This window comes from Lelliottia sp. JS-SCA-14, from assembly GCF_035593345.1.
Classification (GTDB): Bacteria; Pseudomonadota; Gammaproteobacteria; order Enterobacterales; family Enterobacteriaceae; genus Enterobacter; species Enterobacter wanjuensis.
The window spans coordinates 4648052-4670090 of the sequence record NZ_CP141606.1; the positions used below are offsets into that span (position 1 = coordinate 4648052).

A 22039-nucleotide genomic window follows, 5' to 3' on the forward strand; every position below is an offset into this window, starting at 1 on the left:
GAGACTCGAACACACCGTCATTCTGTTCTTATTACGGAGAACAGACGCAGCGTGTCGTTTCAATTTTCAGCTTGATCCAGATTTTTAAAGAGCAAAACTTCGCAGTGAACCTTTTCAGGTACACTCTGAAGTTTTCTTGTTTTTTCGCAGTAAAAAGGATGGTGGAGCTATGCGGGATCGAACCGCAGACCTCCTGCGTGCAAGGCAGGCGCTCTCCCAGCTGAGCTATAACCCCATCACAAATGCTAAATCTCATTACCGGTAATTTAGACTGAGACAAGGCGTGGAAGGACGAAGCATACTGAAGTATGCGAGTCGTTTCACAACGCAGTATCAGGATAAATTTGGTAGGCCTGAGTGGACTTGAACCACCGACCTCACCCTTATCAGGGGTGCGCTCTAACCACCTGAGCTACAAGCCTGCAGAGATTTTTACTGCTTATTTTTCATCAGACAATCTGTGTGGACACTACAAAGGCAGGTTCTTTCAGGTAAGGAGGTGATCCAACCGCAGGTTCCCCTACGGTTACCTTGTTACGACTTCACCCCAGTCATGAATCACAAAGTGGTAAGCGCCCTCCCGAAGGTTAAGCTACCTACTTCTTTTGCAACCCACTCCCATGGTGTGACGGGCGGTGTGTACAAGGCCCGGGAACGTATTCACCGTAGCATTCTGATCTACGATTACTAGCGATTCCGACTTCATGGAGTCGAGTTGCAGACTCCAATCCGGACTACGACGCACTTTATGAGGTCCGCTTGCTCTCGCGAGGTCGCTTCTCTTTGTATGCGCCATTGTAGCACGTGTGTAGCCCTACTCGTAAGGGCCATGATGACTTGACGTCATCCCCACCTTCCTCCAGTTTATCACTGGCAGTCTCCTTTGAGTTCCCGGCCGAACCGCTGGCAACAAAGGATAAGGGTTGCGCTCGTTGCGGGACTTAACCCAACATTTCACAACACGAGCTGACGACAGCCATGCAGCACCTGTCTCAGAGTTCCCGAAGGCACCAAAGCATCTCTGCTAAGTTCTCTGGATGTCAAGAGTAGGTAAGGTTCTTCGCGTTGCATCGAATTAAACCACATGCTCCACCGCTTGTGCGGGCCCCCGTCAATTCATTTGAGTTTTAACCTTGCGGCCGTACTCCCCAGGCGGTCGACTTAACGCGTTAGCTCCGGAAGCCACTCCTCAAGGGAACAACCTCCAAGTCGACATCGTTTACGGCGTGGACTACCAGGGTATCTAATCCTGTTTGCTCCCCACGCTTTCGCACCTGAGCGTCAGTCTTTGTCCAGGGGGCCGCCTTCGCCACCGGTATTCCTCCAGATCTCTACGCATTTCACCGCTACACCTGGAATTCTACCCCCCTCTACAAGACTCTAGCCTGCCAGTTTCGAATGCAGTTCCCAGGTTGAGCCCGGGGATTTCACATCCGACTTGACAGACCGCCTGCGTGCGCTTTACGCCCAGTAATTCCGATTAACGCTTGCACCCTCCGTATTACCGCGGCTGCTGGCACGGAGTTAGCCGGTGCTTCTTCTGCGAGTAACGTCAATCACTGCGGTTATTAACCACAATGCCTTCCTCCTCGCTGAAAGTACTTTACAACCCGAAGGCCTTCTTCATACACGCGGCATGGCTGCATCAGGCTTGCGCCCATTGTGCAATATTCCCCACTGCTGCCTCCCGTAGGAGTCTGGACCGTGTCTCAGTTCCAGTGTGGCTGGTCATCCTCTCAGACCAGCTAGGGATCGTCGCCTAGGTGAGCCGTTACCCCACCTACTAGCTAATCCCATCTGGGCACATCTGATGGCAAGAGGCCCGAAGGTCCCCCTCTTTGGTCTTGCGACGTTATGCGGTATTAGCTACCGTTTCCAGTAGTTATCCCCCTCCATCAGGCAGTTTCCCAGACATTACTCACCCGTCCGCCGCTCGTCACCCGGAGAGCAAGCTCTCCTGTGCTACCGCTCGACTTGCATGTGTTAGGCCTGCCGCCAGCGTTCAATCTGAGCCATGATCAAACTCTTCAATTTAAGTTTGATGCTCGTGAATTAAACTTCGTAATGAATTACGTATGTTCACTCAGAGACTTTGGTATTCATTTAGCGTCTTTCGACGTTTAGAATCCATGTCACTTTGAGTGCCCACACAGATTGTCTGATAAATTGTTAAAGAGCAGTGCCGCTTCGTTTTTCTCAACGGCGCGGGGTGTGCATATTACGCTTTCCCGCTTTAGAGTCAAGCTTTATTTTCGCTTTTCTCTGTCGGTCTTCATCGCTGAACCCCGCTAACCCGGCGGCCTGTAAGCCGTTGTTCCGTGTCAGTGGAGGCGCATTATAGGGAGTTCTTCGGAAGTGACAAGCATAAAATTCAAAAAACTTATCGTTCGCTTATTTTTCAAACTCGACGTTGATTAAACAGGCGAATTGCCGGTTAATTGCGCGATTTCCCGGGCAAAACCGGCCACCTGCGGCCAGTCGGTATACACCACTTCTTTACGCGTATCGGTTTCGCCGCCAGTCATCTTCATAATCAAGCGGATCATAAAGCGGTCATACCAGCTATAACGTGGATAACGCAGCGCCCCCGCAAAGACGGCGCAGAGTTCTGGCTGCCACGGCGAGTTCAGCAGGAACTTACGCGTATAGCTGTTGGTCTGCGGCGTGCGCTTTTCTGGCTTGCGCGCAACGAGGTTCACGGAATAGAACGCCCCCGGCAGACTCTTTAAGGTGTCGAGGTGCTTTTTCACAAAGCGATCCAGCGCCGGATGGAAATGGCCGTAACGTATAGAGGCACCAATCACCACGCGATCGTAATCCGCCCAGTGGATCTCTTCGGTACGATTGAGATTCACCACGTCAGCATATATGCCCAGCTCTTTCAATTCAGACGCCAGATAAGAAGCAATCTCGCGCGTCTGACCGTCACGCGTCGAGAATAAAATTAATGTCTTCACCAGATAATTCCTTACTCGCGCCAGAATGTTGGGGTAAACAGCACCAGCAGCGTAAACACCTCCAGACGACCAAACAGCATGTTGGCAATCAGGATCCATTTCGCGACCGGATTCATGCTGGCAAAGTTATCCGCCACCACGCCTAGCCCTGGGCCTAGGTTATTGAGCGTCGCCACCACGGAAGCAAACGCCGAGAAATCATCCACGCCGGTGGCGATAATCGCCAGCATGCTGACGATAAAGACCAGCGCGTAGGCAGAAAAGAAGCCCCACACCGCTTCAAGGATACGTTCCGGCAGCGCACGGTTGCCAAGCTTTATGCTGTAAACCGCATTCGGGTGCACCAGACGTTTCAGTTCACGGTTGCCCTGCTTGAACAGGAGCAGAATACGGATGACCTTCAACCCCCCGCCCGTCGACCCCGCACAGCCCCCGATAAAAGCAGAACACAGAAGCAGGACCGGCAGGAACAGCGGCCAGCGGGCGATACTGTCGGTGGTAAAGCCCGCGGTAGTTGCCATCGACACTACCTGGAAGAAGGCCTGGTTAACGGTCGTGACCGCCGAGCTGTAAACATCGTGGAACCACAGCACCAGGGTGCAGATGATCACCAGCGTCAGTTGGACGCCGATAAACATTCTGAATTCCGGGTCACGCCAGTAGACCCTCAGGCTGCGCCCGCTTAATAAAGAGAAGTGCAGGCCGTAGTTACACCCCGAGATCAGCAGAAAGATAGCAATAATGGTGTTGATGGTCGGGCTATCGAAGTAGCCGACGCTGGCATCGTGAGTCGAGAACCCACCAATCGCAATCGTCGAGAAGCTGTGACCAATCGCATCGAAAGCAGGCATCCCGGCAAACCACAGGGCCAGCGCGCAGGCGACGGTCAGTAATACGTAGATAAACCAGAGCGTTTTTGCCGTCTCGGCGATACGCGGGCGCATCTTGTTATCTTTCAGCGGCCCCGGCATTTCAGCGCGATAGAGCTGCATCCCCCCGACGCCCAGTATCGGCAGGATCGCCACGGCCAGCACGATGATCCCCATCCCGCCGAACCACTGCAGCATCTGGCGATAGAAGAGAATGGCGTGCGGCAACGAGTCCAGCCCCACCAGCGTGGTGGCGCCCGTGGTCGTTAACCCGGAGAAAGATTCAAAAAAGGCGTCGGTGACGGTCAGATTTGGCTGTTCCGCGAAGATAAACGGCAGAGCACCCACGCTCCCCAGCACGGTCCAGAACAGCACCACAATGAGAAAGCCCTCGCGGGACTTAAGCTCCCCCTTCTCACGGCGGTTAGGCCACCAGAGAATCGAGCCAATCACCAGCGCGGCGAAGAAGGTCTGCGTGAACGCGCGCCCCGCGCCGTCCCGATAGATAAGCGCTACCAGCCCTGGGAGGATCATCGTCCCGGAAAAAAGTATGACCAGCAGTCCAACGATTCGGGTTATGGCACGAAAATGCATCTCTGCCGTTCCTTTGGTATTCAAAAAGTAAGGTGGGGATTATTCTTCAATCGGCAGTAATTGCAACGCACCACGACTAAAATCAGCCAGTTTTGCTGAAAAAGCCGCCCGTTCCGCCTGAGGAAGCGCCACGCGTAATTGGACCGTCGCCTGGTAATCACTCTGCACAATCACGCCGTTAAATTGCTTAAGCAGCGTTTCGACGCCAGATAACTGAGCGTAATCACACAACAAAGTATATTCGGTCAGTGGCGTTTTGCGGACTGTCTTCAGCAGATTAAGCGCCTGCTGCACACCTCCGCCGTAGGCTTTGACCAGCCCACCGGTTCCTAACAGGATGCCGCCGTAGTAGCGAACCACTACCGCGGTGATCTCTCCGACGCCGCTTCCCATCAGTTGAGAGAGCATCGGTTTCCCCGCCGTGCCTGCGGGTTCACCATCATCAGAAAAGCCAAGCTGCTGAGAATCATTCGGCGGACCGGAGACCCACGCCACGCAGTGGTGACGGGCATCGGGGTGCTCCGCGCGAACGGATTCGACAAACGCCTTCGCCGCCTCCACGCCGTTGGTATGGGCCAACAGCGTGATAAAGCGGCTCTTTTTGATCTCTTCGACGAAGATGACCGGCTCAGCCGGTATCAGCCAGCTATCCATCACGCCAGTTTCTGATCTCGCGTCATGTTCTCGATGCTGTTTTCGTGGATCACCACGTTATCTTCGATACGGATGCCCCCGAACGGTTTCAGCGCTTCAATTTTCTGCCAGTTGAAGTGTTTGCTGAACTGGCCTTCACGCCACGGCTGCAGCAGCGAATCGATAAAGTAAATCCCCGGCTCGATGGTCAGTACCATGCGCGGTTGCAGCACGCGGGTGCAGCGCAGATACGGATATTTCGACGGTGCTGCCAGATGGGTACCGGTATCATCCTGCATAAAGCCCGCCACATCGTGAACCTGCAGACCCAGCGGATGACCAATCCCGTGCGGCATAAATGGCCCAGTGAGATCGTTTTCGACCATCGCCTCTTCGCTGATGTCCGTCACAATCTGGTGCTTACGCAGCAGTTTGGCGATGCGCTGATGGAACTGAATATGGTAATCGACGTAGCTGGTTCCCGCTTTCAGGGTGCTGATAAGCGCCAGCTGCTCGTCATTCACGTCTTTGATCAGATGCGCGAAATCGGTGTCCGCGTTCGCTGCCCAGGTACGGGTCAGGTCGGCCGCATAGCCGTTGTACTCAGCGCCCGCATCCAGCAGGAAGCTGCGCATCTCGGCCGGGGCGCGGTGATCCAGTTTGGTGTAATGCAGCACGGACGCGTGCTCGTTCAGCGCCACGATATTGCTGTAAGGCACGTCGGTGTCACGATGGCCTGTGGCAGTCAGATACGCCTGATTGATGTCGAACTCGCTCATCCCGGACAGGAAGGCTTCATGAGCCGCCTGATGACCGTTCACCGCCGTTTTCTGCGCTTCACGCATGCAGGAAAGTTCATAGTCGGTCTTATACGAGCGGTAATAGTGCAGATAATCGATCACGCCTTTCGGGTTGATGTTATCCGCCGAAATCTCCAGACCCAGGGCACGTTCCGGCACCGGACCGATATAGCCGATATTACCGCGCGCAGCAGGCAGCTGGCTGCCGATCCCGTCGGCTTTTGGCAGGGCAATCACCTCCACTTCTTCGGTCCAGAAACTGGTCGGCAGCGGTTCGACGTTGTGCCAGTAATCCACCGGCAGATAGAACCACAGCTTCGGCTTGTTCACGCCATCCACCAGCAGCCAGCAGTTCGGCACCTGTGTCACCGGCACCCAGGCTTTAAACTGTGGATTGACCTTGAACGGGTACGGATGGTCGTCCAGGAAGACGTTGACCAGCTCACCGGAGTGAATCAGCAGCGCATCGAGCTTGAAGCGAGCCAGGACATCGCGGGTACGTTCCTGTAACGTAACAATATGATTTTTATAAAGTGAGGCCAGTGAGTCCATCATTCTTCCTTTCTTTATTGAGCTCAAGTCTTCGCATCTTAGCACACCTCGCTTTTACTGCGTGATTTCCACCGAGCGTGATCAATGCAGCAATTATTTAATGAGTGATTTGCATTTTATTAACATAAATTCCACACTCGACTTCATCTGGTATGACCAGATCCAATTGCTGGATTCAGGAGACTGACATGCTCTACAAAGGCGACACCCTGTACGTAGACTGGCTGGAAGATGGCATCGCCGAACTGGTGTTCGATGCCCCCGGCTCAGTCAACAAACTCGACACCGCGACGGTGGCCAGCCTCGGCCACGCGCTGGATGTCCTCGAAAAACAAGCTGATTTGAAAGGGCTGCTGCTGCGTTCCGAGAAAGCGGCCTTTATTGTCGGTGCCGACATCACCGAATTCCTCTCTCTGTTCCAGGTGCCGGAAGAACAGCTCAGCCAGTGGCTGCATTTTGCCAACAGCGTCTTTAACCGCCTGGAAGATCTTCCTGTCCCGACCATCTCTGCCGTCAACGGCTACGCGCTGGGCGGCGGCTGCGAATGCGTGCTGGCGACCGACTACCGTCTCGCCACGCCGGATCTGCGTATCGGTCTGCCGGAAACCAAGCTGGGCATCATGCCAGGCTTTGGCGGTTCCGTACGTATGCCGCGTATGCTGGGCGCGGACAGCGCACTGGAGATCATCGCTGCGGGTAAAGATGTGGGAGCGGAGCAGGCGCTGAAAATCGGCCTGATCGACGGCGTGGTGAAGCCGGAAAAACTGCGTGACGGGGCCATCGCCATTTTACGTCAGGCAATTAAGGGCGATCTCGACTGGAAAGCCAAACGCCAGCCGAAGCTCGAGCCGCTGAAACTCAGCAAAATTGAGGCCACCATGAGTTTCACCATCGCCAAAGGCATGGTGATGCAGACGGCAGGCAAACACTATCCGGCACCGATCACCGCGGTGAAAACCATCGAAGCCGCTGCACGCTTTGGGCGCGAAGAAGCCCTGAAATTAGAAAACCAAAGCTTCGTCCCGCTGGCTCACACCAGCGAAGCGCGCGCTCTGGTCGGCATTTTCCTCAACGATCAGTTCGTGAAAGGGAAAGCCAAACAGCTCACCAAAAATGTGGAAACGCCAAAACACGCGGCGGTTCTCGGCGCAGGCATTATGGGCGGCGGCATCGCCTACCAGTCGGCCTGGAAAGGCGTGCCGGTGGTGATGAAAGATATCAACGAGAAATCCCTGACGCTCGGCATGAACGAAGCGGCCAAACTGCTCAACAAGCAGCTCGAGCGCGGCAAGATTGATGGCCTGAAACTGGCGGGCGTGATTGCCACCATCCAGCCGACGCTGGACTACAGCGGTTTCGATCGCGTGGACGTGGTCGTTGAAGCGGTCGTTGAAAACCCGAAAGTGAAAAAAGCAGTGCTGGCCGAAACGGAAGAGAAAGTGCGCCCGGATACGGTTCTGGCGTCCAACACCTCGACGATTCCGATCGGCGAGCTGGCAAGCGTGCTGCAGCGCCCGGAAAACTTCTGCGGGATGCACTTCTTTAACCCGGTCCACCGTATGCCGCTGGTTGAAGTGATTCGCGGGGAAAAAACCTCCGATCAAACCATCGCCAAAGTGGTGGCGTGGGCCAGCAAAATGGGCAAAACCCCGATTGTGGTCAACGACTGCCCGGGCTTCTTCGTCAACCGCGTGCTGTTCCCGTACTTCGCCGGATTCAGCCAGCTGCTGCGCGACGGCGCGGACTTCCGCAAAGTCGACAAAGTGATGGAAAAAGTGTTCGGCTGGCCGATGGGCCCGGCTTACCTGCTGGACGTGGTCGGCATCGACACCGCGCACCACGCGCAGGCCGTCATGGCCGCTGGTTTCCCACAGCGTATGCAGAAAGATTATCGTGACGCCATCGACGCGCTGTTCGACGCCAGTCGCTTTGGGCAGAAAAACGGTCTGGGTTTCTGGCGCTATAAAGAAGACAGCAAAGGCAAGCCGAAGAAAGAGGACGATGCCGCCGTTGAAGATCTGCTGGCAGGCGTAAGCCAGGCCAAACGTGACTTCAGCGACGAAGAGATCATCGCCCGCATGATGATCCCGATGGTCAACGAAGTGGTGCGTTGTCTGGAAGAAGGCATTATCGCAAGCCCGGCCGAAGCGGATATGGCGCTGGTCTACGGCCTCGGTTTCCCTCCGTTCCACGGCGGCGCGTTCCGCTGGCTGGATACGCTCGGCAGCGCGAAGTATCTCGACATGGCGCAGCAATACCAGCATCTCGGGGCGTTGTATGAAGTGCCGGAAGGCCTGCGCGCTAAAGCGCGTCATAACGAACCGTACTATCCCCCAGTTGCGCCTGCCCGTCCGGTCGGCGAGCTGAAAACGGCTTAAGGAGTCACAATGGAACAGGTTGTCATTGTCGATGCAATTCGCACCCCGATGGGCCGTTCAAAGGGCGGCGCATTCCGGAATGTGCGCGCGGAAGATCTCTCCGCGCACCTGATGCGTAGCCTGCTGGCGCGTAACCCCGCGCTGGAAGCGGCGGCGCTGGACGATATTTACTGGGGCTGTGTGCAGCAAACCCTTGAGCAGGGCTTTAATATCGCCCGTAACGCCTCGCTGCTGGCTGAAATCCCACACTCCGTTCCGGCAGTTACCGTTAACCGCCTGTGCGGTTCGTCGATGCAGGCGCTGCACGATGCGGCCCGCATGATCATGACCGGCGATGCGCAAGTCTGTATGGTCGGTGGCGTGGAACACATGGGCCATGTGCCGATGAGCCACGGCGTCGATTTCCACCCCGGTATGAGCCGCAACGTGGCGAAAGCCGCCGGTATGATGGGGCTGACCGCCGAAATGCTCTCCCGCATGCACGGCATCAGCCGCGAAATGCAGGACGCCTTTGCCGCGCGATCTCACGCTCGCGCCTGGGCTGCGACGCAATCCGGTGCGTTTAAAAATGAGATCCTCCCGACCGGCGGCCACGACGCAGACGGCGTGCTGAAACAGTTTTTCTACGACGAAGTGATTCGCCCGGAAACCACCGTCGAAGCGCTGTCCACTCTGCGCCCGGCGTTTGACCCGGTGACCGGCACGGTGACGGCAGGTACTTCGTCTGCCCTTTCCGACGGTGCGGCGGCGATGCTGGTGATGAGCGAAAGCCGCGCCCGTGAGTTAGGCCTGAAGCCGCGCGCTCGCGTGCGTTCGATGGCAGTCGTCGGATGCGATCCGTCAATCATGGGTTATGGCCCGGTTCCGGCTTCAAAACTGGCGCTGAAAAAAGCCGGTCTGACGGCCAGCGACATCGACCTGTTTGAGATGAATGAAGCGTTCGCCGCGCAGATCCTGCCGTGCATTAAGGATCTGGGGCTGATGGAGCAGATCGACGAGAAGATCAACCTCAACGGCGGCGCGATCGCCTTGGGTCACCCGCTGGGTTGTTCCGGTGCGCGTATCAGCACCACGCTGATTAACCTGATGGAACGCAAAGACGCCCAGTTTGGTCTGGCGACGATGTGCATCGGGTTGGGTCAGGGGATCGCGACGGTGTTTGAGCGAGTGTGAGCAAAATAACCCAGGACCGATAAGCGAAGCGCCATCGGGCAACAAGCCGGGGGCGCTGCGCTTGCCCGGCCTACAACAGAATGAGTGATTTAGTTGCCGTTTTTCCCGCCTGTCAGGGGCGGGTTTTTTATTTAGATAAACGCAAACGCATCGCCGAACAGGCGGTCTTCACGCGCATCGCGCTCATGGCAGAACAGGTCGCGGGCAATCTTCGCCATTTCAAAACGACCGGCAATATAGATATCGTGCCCGGCCAGCGTACCGTGATCCTGCAACACCGCCGTCAGCACCGTACCTGAACGCCCACGCCATCCCTCTTCTGGCTGCTCAACCACCGGCTCAACGCGCAGGTTCGGGTGAGTCACGCTCAGCGCTTCCAGCTCGGACAGATCGTAGAGATGCTTCTCTTCACGACCACCCCAGTAGATGGTGATATCGCGGTTCGGGTTTTGCGAAAGCGCGGTCAGCAGAATAGAGCGCACGTAGGAGAAGCCCGTGCCACCGGCAATCAGGATCAGCGGACGGTCTTCGTCTTCGCGCAGCCAGGCTTCACCGTGCGGAATATCCACGTCGATTTCACGCTCTTTCAGAATGCGGTCCATCACCGCCATGGCATACAAATTAAGCTCTGACGCACCGATATGCAGCTCAATAAATTCCTGCTCTGCTGGCGTAGACGCCATAGAGAAAGGGCGCTTATCACGCTCGTCCATCACTACCATCAAATACTGGCCCGCGCGGAATGAAAACGCCGCCTCCGGAACCAAACGGACGCGATATACGGTGTCGGTGATAGCATCTACCGAGGTCACTTTACAGCTTAAGGTTGTCATTCGCTCTCTCTGTCGGGAAGTCTATAGGGCTTAACGGTCAGTCTCTGGCTTACCGTCATTCAATATGGCCAACTCGTCCCATATCGCGTCAATTCGCGCGGTCACTTCAGGATCTTTTTTAATCGGGCGACCCCATTCACGCTCGGTTTCGCCGGGCCATTTATTGGTGGCATCCAGTCCCATTTTTGAACCAAGCCCAGAAACCGGCGAGGCAAAATCCAGATAATCAATCGGTGTGTTTTCCACTAACACCGTGTCGCGCGCCGGGTCCATCCGCGTAGTGATGGCCCAGATAACGTCATTCCAGTCGCGGGCATTGACGTCGTCATCGCAGACAATAACAAATTTGGTATACATAAACTGGCGCAGGAATGACCACACGCCCATCATCACGCGCTTGGCGTGACCTGCGTACTGTTTCTTGATCGTCACCACCGCCAGGCGATAAGAGCACCCTTCCGGCGGCAGGTAGAAATCGACAATTTCCGGGAACTGCTTCTGCAGAATCGGGACGAACACTTCGTTCAACGCGACGCCCAACACCGCAGGCTCATCCGGCGGACGGCCGGTATAAGTCGAGTGATAAATCGCATCGTCGCGCTGGGTAATGTGCGTCACGGTAAACACCGGGAAACTATCCACTTCATTGTAGTATCCCGTGTGGTCGCCATACGGCCCTTCCGGTGCCAGTTCGCCCTGTTCGATGTAACCTTCGAGCACGATCTCCGCGCTGGCTGGCACTTCCAGGTCGTTGGATACACACTTCACCACTTCGGTTTTGGTGCCGCGCAGCAGGCCCGCGAAAGCGTATTCCGAAAGGGTATCAGGAACCGGCGTCACCGCGCCGAGAATGGTCGCCGGATCGGCACCGAGCGCCACCGAAACCGGGAAGCGCTCGCCCGGATGCGCCGCGCACCACTCCTGGAAATCAAGCGCACCGCCGCGATGCGACAGCCAGCGCATAATCAATTTGTTTTTACCAATCAGCTGCTGGCGATAGATACCGAGATTCTGGCGCTCTTTGTGCGGGCCACGGGTGACGGTCAGACCCCAGGTGATCAGCGGCGCGGCGTCTTCTGGCCAGCACTGCATAATCGGGATTTGCGTCAGATCGACGGCGTCACCTTCGAGGATTTTCTGCTGGCACGGCGCACCGCGCAGGCGTTTGGTTGGCATGTTCAACACCTGCTTAAACTGCGGCAGTTTGTCGAACAGATCGCGGAAGCCTTTTGGCGGCTCAGGCTCTTTCAGGAACGCCAGCAGTTTACCGACTTCACGTAAGGCACTGACATCCTCCTGACCCATCCCCATCGCCACACGCTTAGGCGTGCCGAAGAGGTTGCAGAGCACCGGCATGGAATAGCCTTTTGGATTTTCAAACAGCAGCGCGGGGCCACCGGCACGCAGGGTGCGGTCGGCGATTTCTGTCATTTCCAGATAAGGATCAACAGGGAGCGTAATGCGTTTAAGTTCGCCCTGCTTTTCCAGCAGCGCCAGGAAGTCGCGTAGATCGTGGTATTTCATGCAGTTAGTCATGGCCTCTCGGTAAGCGCTTCATTATACGGCGTTCGTCATCATGACGCTGTAATTTTGTTAAATAAGCGTGAAGTTCTGCCTCAACTTCCCCTTTCGGCCATTATAATCACCTTAGCGATCCCGTCGGGGTTTTGATATGCTTGCGCCGCGAACAAAGGGAAAGAGTGATTATGCAAGCCTGGTATTTACTGTATTGCAAGCGTGGGCAGATTCAGCGCGCGCAAGAACATCTGGAGCGTCAGGCAGTCAATTGTCTGATGCCCGTCATTACGCTTGAAAAAATGCTGCGCGGCAAGCGGACGATGGTCAGTGAACCCCTGTTCCCCAACTACCTTTTCGTTGAGTTCGACCCGGAAGTGATTCACACCACCACCATCAACGCCACGCGCGGCGTGAGCCACTTCGTGCGTTTTGGCTCGAACCCGGCGACCGTGCCTTCGAAGGTGATCCATCAGCTATCCGTCTACCAGCAGCCGGAAGATATTACCGATCCTGAAACCCCCTACCCGGGCGATAACGTGGTGATCACCGAGGGCGCGTTCGAAGGATTTCAGGCGATCTTCGCGGAGCCAGACGGCGAAGCGCGTTCCATGCTGCTGCTGAACTTCCTCAACAAGCAGGTGCGTCAGAGCGTCAAAAACACCGAGTTCCGCAAAGTTTAAAACGCGACGCCGAACAGACGGCGTACGTTGTCATCCGTTTGCGCGTCCAGCCATTGCACCTCTTCGCCCCGCCAGTGCGCAATCCGCTCCAGGATATGCCCGAGATAAGCCGGTTCGTTGCGTCGCGACGCAGGTTTGGGGCGCATATCGCGCGGCAGAAGATACGGCGCATCCGTTTCGACTAACAGCCGATCGGCCGGAATGACCGGCAACAGCTCGCGCAGTTCCAGCCCGCGACGCTCGTCGCACACCCAGCCGGTAATGCCCAGATACAGCCCGCGATTCAGGCAATCCATCGCCTCCTGACGGGAGCCGGTAAAGCAGTGCAGTACCGCGCCTGGGAGTTTATCCAGCCAGGGTTCCAGCAGCGCGAGAAAGCGCTCGTGGGCATCGCGACAGTGCATAAACACCGGCATGCCAAGTTCTGCCGCCAGCGCCAGCTGCGCGGTAAAGGCTCGTTCCTGCTCGGCCGGAGTCGAAAAATTGCGGTTAAAATCGAGACCACATTCGCCGATGGCTACCACTTCTGGCATTTTCGCCAGCGCATACAGCGTCGCGGCGCTTTCATTAGTCCAGTGGCTGCTGTCGTGAGGATGCACGCCTGCGGTTGACCAGCAGCGTTCGAAGCCTTGCGCCAGCTGCAGCGCTCGCTCGCTCTCCTGCAGATTAGTTCCCGTCAGCAGCAAGCCTTTGACGCCCGCGGCAAACGCGCGCGCCACGACTTCATCACGGTCTTTCGCGAACTGCGAACTGGTCAGATTCAACCCAATATCAAACATGCTCTCTCCCATATGACAACCGCCCTGTCGGGCGGCTGGTTTTACTCTTCTGTCGGATTCTCTGGCTCATCTTCTTCGTCATCCCGCGAGCGACGTTTGCCCACGTAGAAGCGCGAGAAGAACACGCCGACCTCAAACAGGCAGTACATCGGTATCGCCAGCAGGGTTTGCGAGAAGACGTCCGGCGGCGTCAGCAGCATCCCGACCACGAACGCACCGACCAGCATGTACGGGCGCTTTTTACGCAGATCTTCTGGCGTCGTCACGCCCATCCAGCAAAGCAATACAATCGCGACCGGCACTTCGAAGGCCACGCCAAACGCCATGAACAGCGCCATCACAAAGCTGAGATAGCTGGCGATATCCGTCGAGACCTGCACCCCTTCCGGCGCAGTGTGCGTCAGGAAGCCAAAGGCCAGCGGGAAGACGACGAAGTAGGCGAAAGCCATACCGATGTAAAACAGCAGCGAACTGGAGACCAGCAGCGGGATGACCAGCTTGCGCTCATGCTTGTACAGCGCAGGGGCCACAAACGCCCACACCTGGTACAGAATCACCGGCGCAGAGGCGATCAGCGACACCCAGAAGGTCAGCTTGATTGGCGTGAAGAACGGCGACGCCACGTCGGTGGCAATCATGGTCGCGCCGAGCGGCATCTGCTTAATCAGCGGCGCGGAGACCACCTGATAGATGTCGTTGGCGAAATAGACCAGGCATAAGAAAATCAGGAAAACGGCAATAATGCAGTTTAACAGACGCTTACGCAGCTCAATGAGGTGCGTAATAAGTGGTTGAGTATCATCTACTGCCATGTTTACGCTTTATCACTCGACGAGGGGGCGGATTCGGAAACGGGCGCGGCGGCTTTAGCTTCTGCAGCCTTCGGTTTCACCACAGGCTCTGGTGCAGGAGCAGGCTCGGGCTCTTGTGCCGCAGGAGCTTGCGCGGGCGCACTGGCCTGATGCTCGGCATCGGCAGGCGTCACACCTTCATGCTGCGCTTCGTTACCCTTCACTAACGGATTACGAATGGTGTTCGCTTCGTCGCTCGCTTTTTCAGGGTCATTGACGCTGTAGGAGCGCTTCATGGACTCTGCGGCTTCTCGCAGTTCATCCATTGAGGCTTTCAGCTCAGGCGACAGGTTATCCATGCTCGCCTTCTCAACCTTTTTCAGGCTGTCCTGAAACTCCTGGAGCTTGAGTTCCTGCGCCAGTTCATTTTGCACCGTCGTTGCCAGCGAGCGCAGCGCGCGCACCCAGCCTGCGACAGTTTTTACTGCCACCGGCAGACGTTGCGGGCCCAGTACAATCAGGCCAATCACGAACACCAGCAGCAGTTCACCAAAACCAATATCGAACACGACTTACACCTGCTCTTTATCGTGGCGTTTAGCGTCTTCCTTTTTGGCTTCGTCCTGTTTGTCTGCGATGGATTTAGCCGTGAAATCCGCATCCTGGCTGGATTTTTCCTGCTTGTCTTCATCATCGCTGATGGCTTTTTTGAAGCCTTTGATGGACGCGCCAAGGTCGGAACCGATAGAACCGAGCTTTTTAGTGCCGAACAGCAGCACGACGATGACGGCAATGATTAACAATTGCCAGATACTGATACCACCCATACTACATCCTCGATAGATGATGATTAATTAATCAGGTTGCATTATACGTATGCAACCTGGCGATAGCGACGCAATTCAGCGCGTTTTTCTCCAGCCGATCAGCCAGACCACAAGGCCTGCGGCCATCACCCAGGCGGGCATCATCTCCCAGTCCGGACGATTGATCAGCAGCAGCGTGCCGCTCAGCAGCAAGGTTGCGCCTATCCCGAAGAGATAGCGGGATTGTCCCTGACGCACGCGGTTTGACTGAAGCTCGCGGGCGATTTTATCCATGCTGTGCTGAAGGTTCTTGCTCTGACGCAAAGTGTCGTAAACCAGTTCAGGAATCTCTGGCATTTTTTCGATCCAGAACGGCGCTTTCTCTTTGAACGCCCGCACCAGGGAAGGAATACCGACCTGATCTTTGATCCACGACTCAAGGAAAGGTTTCGCCGTCTTCCATAAGTCTAACTGAGGATAGAGCTGGCGGCCTACGCCCTCAACGTAAAGTAGTGTTTTCTGAAGTAAAACTAACTGCGGCTGCACTTCCATATTGAAGCGACGCGCGGTGTTGAAGAGATTCAGCAGCACGTGACCAAATGAGATTTCCGACAGCGGCTTTTCGAAAATCGGCTCGCAAACAGTGCGGATCGCAAACTCGAACTCTTCGACGTTGGTATCCGGCGGAACCCAGCCGGAGTCGACGTGCAGCTCGGCCACCTTGCGGTAATCGCGATTGAAGAAGGCGATGAAGTTCTCCGCCAGGTAGCGCTTATCTTCTTTATTCAGCGAGCCGACAATCCCGCAGTCGATGCCGATATACTTCGGATCTTCCGGGTGTTCGTAGCTAACAAAGATGTTGCCCGGGTGCATGTCCGCATGGAAAAAGCTGTCGCGGAACACCTGGGTGAAGAACACCTGCACGCCGCGTTCGGCCAGCAGTTTCATGTTGGTGCCCTGTTTTTCCAGCGCCACCACATCCGACACGGGAATGCCGTAGATACGTTCCATCACCATCATATTCTGACTGCAGTAGTCGGAATAGACTTCTGGCACATAGAGCATCGGGCTGTTTTCAAAGTTGCGGCGCAGCTGGATGGCGTTGGCCGACTCACGCAGTAAGTTCAGCTCATCGATCAGCGTCTTTTCATATTCGCGTACCACTTCCATCGGACGCAGACGGCGCCCATCCGGCAACAGGCGCGGAACCCAGCGTGCCAGACGGTAAATCAGTTTCATGTCCGCTTTGATGACCGGCAGAATGTCCGGGCGGATCACCTTGATGACGATCTCTTTGCCGTTCTCTTTCAGGCGCGCGGTGTGCACCTGCGCAATGGACGCTGAGGCCAGCGGCGTGATTTCAAAATCATCAAACCAGGTTTCAACCGGAATGCCGCCCATCGCCTCTTCAATCTGCTGTTTGGCGCGCGCACCGTCGAAGGGTGCCACGCGGTCCTGTAACAGCGCCAGCTGATCGGCAATCTGCGGCGGGAAGAGATCGCGGCGGGTGGAGAGCATCTGCCCGAATTTTATCCAGACCGGACCGAGCTCCTGCAATGCCAGGCGTAACCGCTCGCCAAGAGGCTGGCCTTTGTGACGGTTTGGCATCCAGAACAGCATGCGCCGCCCGATTCGCAGCGGCAGCGTGATACGCATTTTGGGGATAAGCTCGTCGAGCCCGTAACTCAAAAAGGTGCGAACGATAAAGTAGAGGCGCCGAATTTCACCAGGCGTCATTTGCCCTCCAGTTTTTCCAGGCGTTTGGTGAACGCGTCAACCGCACGTTCAACGGCAGCAGACTCTTCCGCAAACCACGCCATCTCCAGCGGGCCGGGCGCCATGCGCCACTCTTCGGTCAGTACTTCGGCAACGTAGCGTTGCTGGCGCTGTACGCCCTTACGCAAGAATGACGAGCCGCCGCGCAGAAACTTGCCAATGCCTTCGGCCACGATGTCACCGGTATAAGGAGCCAGTAGCTCCGCCGGATCAAACTCGGCCAGATCGGCCAGCGCGACGAAGTTTTGCACCACCTGAATATCGCCTTCGACTTCCAGCTCACCGCTGCGGATCAGCGCCGTCAGCTGCTGGCGGTCACGCAGTTTGGGCAGGACGCTCATGTGCGTGATGACGGAACAATCCGCCTCGCCTTCCCATTCGCCCACCACGTCGAGCTGGCGCTCGCTGAACACCAGCACCAGCGGCGTGGAGAACTCTTTTAAGACGACACGCAGCACCTTGCCGTTCAGCCGCTGACGCGCCGTTTTCAGCGCAGGCGAGCGGTACAGGAAACTATTCAGGACATTCTCGATGCCCGCGGTGACTAACGGTTTAAAAGGCATAATTTGCCTCCACTCAGAACTTGTAGCCGCGATGCAGCGCGACAACACCCGCCGTCAGGTTGAAGTACTCCACGTTTTCAAACTCGGCGTCCTGCATCATGGCTTTCAGGGTGTCCTGATCCGGGTGCATACGGATAGATTCCGCCAGATAGCGATAGCTTTCTGCGTCATTGGCCACCATTTCGCCAATGCGCGGCAGAATATGGAACGAGTAGGCGTCGTAGGCTTTGCTCAGCGGTTCGATAATCGGTTTGGAGAACTCCAGCACCAGCAGACGTCCACCCGGTTTCAGCACACGGTACATGGAACGCAGGGCTTTCTCTTTTTCGGTCACGTTACGCAGACCGAAAGAGATGGTGATGCAGTCAAAGGTGTTATCCGGGAACGGCAGGGCTTCGGCGTTAGCCTGAACGTATTCCACGTTACCCACTACGCCGATGTTGCGCAGTTTTTCACGCCCCATTTTCAGCATGGAGTCGTTGATATCCGCCAGCACCACGCGGCCGGTTTCACCGACCATACGGGAGAATTTAGCCGTCAGATCGCCGGTACCCCCCGCAAGATCCAGAACGGTTTGACCACGGCGAACACCGCTACAGTCGATAGTGAAACGCTTCCACAAGCGATGAATGCCGAATGACATCAGGTCATTCATGACATCGTACTTCGACGCCACGGAATGGAATACGTGGGCCACCATGTCAGCTTTCTGCTCTTTGGCGACAGTCTGGAAGCCAAAGTGCGTTGTTTCTTGTGAATCTTCAACCATCTCAGTGCCTGCTAATCAGTCAAATGTTCGTGAAGTGTATCAGATTGGACGCGATTGCCCTACGATTCAACCACCCTGAAAGAATCGTTCTGACGCCGTTTCGGGCGCCGCTTGCGCGGCTAAATCATTGTCATCACAGTCCATATTTTGTTCATCGACGCCTTCGCGCAGACGGTATTCTTCATCCTGCGCCGTGGCCTGTTCCGCCAGTTCCGGATTAATCTCGCGCTTCACCTCCACGCCCAGCGTGCGGAAGGCCTCGGCCTGCGAAAGCAAATTACCGCGCCCGGAAGCGAGTTTTTTCATTGCCTGGCGATAGTTATCCTGCGCGCGATCCAGGCTTTGCCCTACAGAGGACATATCGTCGACAAACAGGCGCATTTTGTCGTACAGCTTGCTGGCGCGGTCAGCGATCTGCTGCGCGTTGCGGCTCTGATGTTCGTAACGCCACAGGTTGGCAATAGTACGCAGCGCCACCAGTAGCGTGGTCGGGCTAACCAGCATAATGTTGTTTTTCAGCGCCTCGGTAATCAGCTCCGGCTGCCTGTCGAGGGCCAGCAGGAACGCCGGTTCGACGGGGATAAACATCAGCACATAGTCCAGCGAACGCAGACCGGGCAGTTGCTGGTAATCCTTGCGGCCCAGCATGCGGATGTGGTTTCGCACCGAGGCGATGTGCTCCTGCAGCGCGGATTCACGGGTGAAATCGTCTTCGGCATTGAAGTAACGCTCGTAGGCGACCAGCGTCATTTTGGCGTCAATCACCACGTCTTTGCCCTGCGGCAGCCGCACGATCACATCGGGCTGCATGCGCGAACGGGTATCGGTTTCGATGCTGACCTGGGTTTGATATTCATAGCCTTCACGCAGGCCGGACGCTTCCAGCACGCGGGTCAACACCACTTCTCCCCAGTTGCCCTGAGTTTTGTTGTCACCCTTCAGCGCCCGCGTCAGGTTAACCGCCTCCTGCGCCATTTGCGCATTCAGCTGCTGGAGATTACGGATTTCGTGGGCCAGCGTGTGGCGCTCGCGCGCTTCCATACCAAAGCTGTCCTGCACCTGTTTGCGAAAACCGTCGAGCTGTTCGCGCAGGGGGGTCAGCAGGCCGTTCAGACTCTGGCGGTTTTGTTCGTCGACGCGGCGGTTGCTCTGCTCGAATATGCGGTTGGCGAGGTTTTCGAACTGCTCGCTGAGGCGCTGTTCGCTGTTGATCATCTGGCGGATTTTGTCTTCCGCATGCAGTTGGGTAGATTCCAGACGGGTGGTGACTTCGCGGAGATCCGCTTCGAGGGAGGTGTTGATGTCGCGCAGGTTGCGCAGTTCGTTGTTGAGCAGCTCACACTCATCGCGCCAGTGGGCGCTCTGGGCCAGCTGCTGTTTCGTCGCGCTCAGCTCCGCGACCATCTCTTCGCGGTCAATCAGCTGTTCCGCTTTATGCTGCGCATGTTGGTAGCCTGAAATCAGCCAGCCAATGGCCAGCCCCGCCAACGCTATCGCCGCATAAATGATGATTGAGATATCCACACCGCCTCCTGCATCAAACCGTTACCGCACAAAATAGAATTGTGCTGTATAAACGTCCAGTTTAAAAGGGTTTTCCTGCGAGGCGCTACGCAAAAAGAAAAGGCCGAACGCGTCGGCCTTATACAGAATGCAGTGTGATTAGATCAGGCGGCGAGCCGCTTCAACCACGATTTTCACCGCGTGGCTTTCGGTCTGCTTCATGGTTTCAGCGTTCGGGATCTCTTGCTGAGTACGGTTGACGATCACGCCCGCCACCATGCCCGCACGCAGACCCTGGCTTGCGCACATGGTCAGCAGCGTTGCCGATTCCATCTCATAGTTCATGACGCCCATTGACTGCCACTCTTCCATGGAGCCTTTGAAACGGCTGACTACACGACCAGAGAAGGTGTCGTAGCGCTCCTGGCCAGGGTAGAAGGTGTCAGAAGAGGCGGTCACGCCGATGTGGGTGGTTGCACCGATAGATTTAGCCGCTTCAACCAGCGCTGTCGTACATTCGAAGTCCGCAACCGCCGGGAATTCCATTGGCGCGAAGTGCAGGCTTGCCCCATCCAGACGCACAGACGCGGTGGTCACCAGAACGTCACCGACGTTGATGTGCGGCTGAATCGCACCGGTCGTACCGATACGCAGGAAAGTACGAATGCCCAGCTGCGCCAGCTCTTCCACAGCAATAGAGGTAGACGGGCCGCCGATACCGGTCGAGCACACGATAACCGCTTTGCCGTCCAGCTCTGCACGCCAGGTGGTGAATTCACGATGCGCTGCCAGCTTGACCGGCTTATCCATCAGCGCGGCGATCTTTTCCACACGCTCAGGATCGCCCGGGACGATAGCCAGCGTAGCCCCTTGTAGATCGTTTTTAGTGAGGCCGAGATGAAAAACATCAGACTTAGACATAGGTGACTCCTCTGTGGGTCGGTGTGTCAGAAGAAGTAAAACGGTACTTTACAGAAGCACCAGGCTTAATTTCGTGACACACCTCACCATGAATGAAAATGGTTGCAGTTAATTTCCATAAAATAGTGATTTACATCACATTAACAAGTTATATCGTTCAGCGCTGCACAAAAGATAGCCCGTTTCGGGCACTGTGAGTTGTTAACTTGAGGTCTATATTTACTTTTGCGCTAACAGGTACGGAGAATACCATGACACAAAAGACCCATTTTGCACCTGCTGCAGCCCCTCACGCCGCGACCATCGTCTCCACCTCAGAAGAAGCCATTTCCGCAGGCGAAACCTCGATCCCCACGCAGGGTGAGAACATGCCCGCCTACCACGCTCGCCCGAAAGAGGCGGACGGTCCGCTGCCAATCGTGATTGTGGTGCAGGAGATTTTTGGCGTTCACGAACACATTCGCGATATTTGCCGCCGTCTGGCGCTGGAAGGTTATCTGGCCGTCGCACCAGAGCTCTATTTCCGCCAGGGCGACCCCAACGACTACAGCGATATCCCGACCCTTTTCAGTAATCTGGTCAGCAAAGTGCCGGATGCACAGGTGCTGGCCGATCTGGACCACGTCGCCAGTTGGGCCGCGCGCAACGGCGGCGATCCGCATCGTCTGCTGGTCACCGGTTTTTGCTGGGGCGGGCGCATCAGCTGGCTGTATGCCGCCCACAATCCGCAGCTGAAGGCTGCCGTGGCCTGGTATGGCAAACTGGTCGGTGAGAAAACGCTGAATTCGCCGAAGCATCCGGTGGATATCGCCACCGATCTCAACGCGCCGGTGCTGGGGCTGTACGGCGGGCAGGATACCGGGATCACCCTGGAGAGCGTGGACACCATGCGCCAGGCACTCCGCGCCGCCAATGCGAAAGCCGAGATCGTGGTCTATCCCGACGCGGGCCACGCCTTTAACGCCGACTATCGCCCGAGCTATCACGAAGAGTCCGCCAAAGACGGCTGGCAGAGAATGCTGGCGTGGTTCAGGCAGTATGGCGTCAAAAAGTGATTATCTGGCCCTGGTACACACCGGGGCCAAATTAAGTGTATCTGATCACAGACTTGCGACAATTTTTTTCATGGAAACCACCTCACGCA

The 22039-nt window shown here is 56.2% G+C and carries 19 protein-coding genes, 2 tRNA genes and 1 rRNA gene; 4 read left to right on the plus strand and 18 right to left on the minus strand.

Annotated features, from left to right (window positions below; all coding sequences use genetic code 11):
- Positions 1 to 159: 159 nt before the first annotated feature.
- The 7 genes from U9O48_RS21710 to pepQ all read right to left on the minus strand — a co-directional run bounded on the left by U9O48_RS21710 (position 160) and on the right by pepQ (position 6405).
- A tRNA-Ala gene (locus U9O48_RS21710) sits at positions 160 to 235 on the minus strand.
- Between the two features lie 110 nt (positions 236 to 345).
- A tRNA-Ile gene (locus tag U9O48_RS21715) sits at positions 346 to 422 on the minus strand.
- 70 nt (positions 423 to 492) lie between these two features.
- Positions 493 to 2034, minus strand: a 16S ribosomal RNA gene (locus U9O48_RS21720).
- A 380-nt stretch (positions 2035 to 2414) separates the two neighbouring features.
- A complete protein-coding gene (gene hemG / locus U9O48_RS21725; protein WP_285145501.1) occupies positions 2415 to 2957 on the minus strand; it encodes a menaquinone-dependent protoporphyrinogen IX dehydrogenase in 543 nt (180 codons plus the stop codon).
- An 11-nt stretch (positions 2958 to 2968) separates the two neighbouring features.
- Entirely contained in the window at positions 2969 to 4420 is a 1452-nt protein-coding gene (gene trkH, locus U9O48_RS21730; RefSeq protein WP_095283848.1) for a Trk system potassium transporter TrkH, read from the minus strand.
- Between the two features lie 39 nt (positions 4421 to 4459).
- Entirely contained in the window at positions 4460 to 5074 is a 615-nt protein-coding gene (locus tag U9O48_RS21735) for an IMPACT family protein (protein WP_285145502.1), read from the minus strand.
- Entirely contained in the window at positions 5074 to 6405 is a 1332-nt protein-coding gene (gene pepQ / locus U9O48_RS21740; protein WP_324724425.1) for a Xaa-Pro dipeptidase, read from the minus strand. The genes U9O48_RS21735 and pepQ overlap by 1 nt, the downstream gene beginning before the upstream one ends.
- Before the next feature lie 188 nt (positions 6406 to 6593).
- Here pepQ and fadB point away from each other — a divergent pair, with 188 nt between their 5' ends.
- Together fadB and fadA are read left to right on the plus strand one after the other, a co-directional pair.
- On the plus strand, positions 6594 to 8783 hold the full coding sequence (gene fadB, locus U9O48_RS21745; protein ID WP_285145503.1) for a fatty acid oxidation complex subunit alpha FadB: 2190 nt from the start codon (positions 6594 to 6596) through the stop codon (positions 8781 to 8783).
- A gap of 9 nt (positions 8784 to 8792) precedes the next feature.
- A complete protein-coding gene (fadA, locus tag U9O48_RS21750) occupies positions 8793 to 9956 on the plus strand; it encodes an acetyl-CoA C-acyltransferase FadA (RefSeq protein WP_282493944.1) in 1164 nt (387 codons plus the stop codon).
- 131 nt (positions 9957 to 10087) lie between these two features.
- On the opposite strand, the gene fre is transcribed toward fadA, so the two are convergent.
- Both fre and ubiD read right to left on the minus strand, forming a co-directional pair.
- A complete protein-coding gene (gene fre / locus U9O48_RS21755) occupies positions 10088 to 10789 on the minus strand; it encodes an NAD(P)H-flavin reductase (RefSeq protein WP_282493943.1) in 702 nt (233 codons plus the stop codon).
- A gap of 30 nt (positions 10790 to 10819) precedes the next feature.
- Positions 10820 to 12325, minus strand: coding sequence for a 4-hydroxy-3-polyprenylbenzoate decarboxylase (gene ubiD / locus U9O48_RS21760; RefSeq protein ID WP_282493942.1), 1506 nt, complete (start codon positions 12323 to 12325; stop codon positions 10820 to 10822).
- A 170-nt stretch (positions 12326 to 12495) separates the two neighbouring features.
- On the opposite strand from ubiD, the gene rfaH reads away from it, so the two are divergent.
- A complete protein-coding gene (rfaH, locus tag U9O48_RS21765; RefSeq protein ID WP_282493941.1) occupies positions 12496 to 12987 on the plus strand; it encodes a transcription/translation regulatory transformer protein RfaH in 492 nt (163 codons plus the stop codon).
- On the opposite strand, the gene tatD is transcribed toward rfaH, so the two are convergent.
- From tatD to udp, 9 genes are all read right to left on the minus strand, one after another.
- Positions 12984 to 13766, minus strand: a complete 783-nt coding sequence (tatD, locus tag U9O48_RS21770; RefSeq protein ID WP_285148761.1) for a 3'-5' ssDNA/RNA exonuclease TatD — start codon at positions 13764 to 13766, stop codon at positions 12984 to 12986. The genes rfaH and tatD overlap by 4 nt on opposite strands.
- 41 nt (positions 13767 to 13807) lie before the next feature.
- Positions 13808 to 14578, minus strand: a complete 771-nt coding sequence (gene tatC, locus U9O48_RS21775; RefSeq protein ID WP_100778465.1) for a Sec-independent protein translocase subunit TatC — start codon at positions 14576 to 14578, stop codon at positions 13808 to 13810.
- Positions 14579 to 14580: 2 nt separating this feature from the next.
- Positions 14581 to 15126 (minus strand): Sec-independent protein translocase protein TatB, encoded by a 546-nt coding sequence (gene tatB / locus U9O48_RS21780; protein ID WP_285145505.1) that lies wholly within the window; start codon positions 15124 to 15126, stop codon positions 14581 to 14583.
- Positions 15127 to 15129: 3 nt separating this feature from the next.
- Positions 15130 to 15384, minus strand: a complete 255-nt coding sequence (tatA, locus tag U9O48_RS21785; RefSeq protein ID WP_282493938.1) for a Sec-independent protein translocase subunit TatA — start codon at positions 15382 to 15384, stop codon at positions 15130 to 15132.
- A 75-nt stretch (positions 15385 to 15459) separates the two neighbouring features.
- Positions 15460 to 17100 (minus strand): ubiquinone biosynthesis regulatory protein kinase UbiB, encoded by a 1641-nt coding sequence (ubiB, locus tag U9O48_RS21790; protein WP_282493937.1) that lies wholly within the window; start codon positions 17098 to 17100, stop codon positions 15460 to 15462.
- Positions 17097 to 17702 carry a ubiquinone biosynthesis protein UbiJ gene (gene ubiJ / locus U9O48_RS21795; RefSeq protein ID WP_282493936.1) on the minus strand — a complete coding sequence of 202 codons (606 nt, stop codon included), beginning with the start codon at positions 17700 to 17702 and terminating at the stop codon, positions 17097 to 17099. The genes ubiB and ubiJ overlap by 4 nt, the downstream gene beginning before the upstream one ends.
- Before the next feature lie 13 nt (positions 17703 to 17715).
- Positions 17716 to 18471 (minus strand): bifunctional demethylmenaquinone methyltransferase/2-methoxy-6-polyprenyl-1,4-benzoquinol methylase UbiE, encoded by a 756-nt coding sequence (gene ubiE / locus U9O48_RS21800; RefSeq protein ID WP_282493935.1) that lies wholly within the window; start codon positions 18469 to 18471, stop codon positions 17716 to 17718.
- Positions 18472 to 18537: 66 nt separating this feature from the next.
- Entirely contained in the window at positions 18538 to 19995 is a 1458-nt protein-coding gene (gene rmuC / locus U9O48_RS21805; RefSeq protein WP_285145506.1) for a DNA recombination protein RmuC, read from the minus strand.
- A gap of 138 nt (positions 19996 to 20133) precedes the next feature.
- On the minus strand, positions 20134 to 20895 hold the full coding sequence (udp, locus tag U9O48_RS21810; protein WP_154128911.1) for a uridine phosphorylase: 762 nt from the start codon (positions 20893 to 20895) through the stop codon (positions 20134 to 20136).
- A 251-nt stretch (positions 20896 to 21146) separates the two neighbouring features.
- Between udp and U9O48_RS21815 the strand changes: the two genes are divergently transcribed.
- Positions 21147 to 21950, plus strand: a complete 804-nt coding sequence (locus U9O48_RS21815) for a dienelactone hydrolase family protein (RefSeq protein ID WP_285145507.1) — start codon at positions 21147 to 21149, stop codon at positions 21948 to 21950.
- Positions 21951 to 22039 lie beyond the last annotated feature (89 nt).

What these genes read in the sequence shown, in the direction of transcription:
- fre (WP_282493943.1), bottom strand. Translation starts at nt 10,789, where the DNA reads ATGACAACCTTAAGCTGTAAAGTGACCTCGGTAGATGCTATCACCGAC.
- tatD (WP_285148761.1), bottom strand. Translation starts at nt 13,766, where the DNA reads ATGTTTGATATTGGGTTGAATCTGACCAGTTCGCAGTTCGCGAAAGAC.
- tatA (WP_282493938.1), bottom strand. Translation starts at nt 15,384, where the DNA reads ATGGGTGGTATCAGTATCTGGCAATTGTTAATCATTGCCGTCATCGTC.
- udp (WP_154128911.1), bottom strand. Translation starts at nt 20,895, where the DNA reads ATGTCTAAGTCTGATGTTTTTCATCTCGGCCTCACTAAAAACGATCTA.
- fadA (WP_282493944.1), top strand. Translation starts at nt 8,793, where the DNA reads ATGGAACAGGTTGTCATTGTCGATGCAATTCGCACCCCGATGGGCCGT.
- ubiB (WP_282493937.1), bottom strand. Translation starts at nt 17,100, where the DNA reads ATGACGCCTGGTGAAATTCGGCGCCTCTACTTTATCGTTCGCACCTTT.
- U9O48_RS21815 (WP_285145507.1), top strand. Translation starts at nt 21,147, where the DNA reads ATGACACAAAAGACCCATTTTGCACCTGCTGCAGCCCCTCACGCCGCG.
- rfaH (WP_282493941.1), top strand. Translation starts at nt 12,496, where the DNA reads ATGCAAGCCTGGTATTTACTGTATTGCAAGCGTGGGCAGATTCAGCGC.
- tatC (WP_100778465.1), bottom strand. Translation starts at nt 14,578, where the DNA reads ATGGCAGTAGATGATACTCAACCACTTATTACGCACCTCATTGAGCTG.
- ubiJ (WP_282493936.1), bottom strand. Translation starts at nt 17,702, where the DNA reads ATGCCTTTTAAACCGTTAGTCACCGCGGGCATCGAGAATGTCCTGAAT.
- trkH (WP_095283848.1), bottom strand. Translation starts at nt 4,420, where the DNA reads ATGCATTTTCGTGCCATAACCCGAATCGTTGGACTGCTGGTCATACTT.
- ubiD (WP_282493942.1), bottom strand. Translation starts at nt 12,325, where the DNA reads ATGACTAACTGCATGAAATACCACGATCTACGCGACTTCCTGGCGCTG.
- pepQ (WP_324724425.1), bottom strand. Translation starts at nt 6,405, where the DNA reads ATGGACTCACTGGCCTCACTTTATAAAAATCATATTGTTACGTTACAG.
- fadB (WP_285145503.1), top strand. Translation starts at nt 6,594, where the DNA reads ATGCTCTACAAAGGCGACACCCTGTACGTAGACTGGCTGGAAGATGGC.
- ubiE (WP_282493935.1), bottom strand. Translation starts at nt 18,471, where the DNA reads ATGGTTGAAGATTCACAAGAAACAACGCACTTTGGCTTCCAGACTGTC.
- U9O48_RS21735 (WP_285145502.1), bottom strand. Translation starts at nt 5,074, where the DNA reads ATGGATAGCTGGCTGATACCGGCTGAGCCGGTCATCTTCGTCGAAGAG.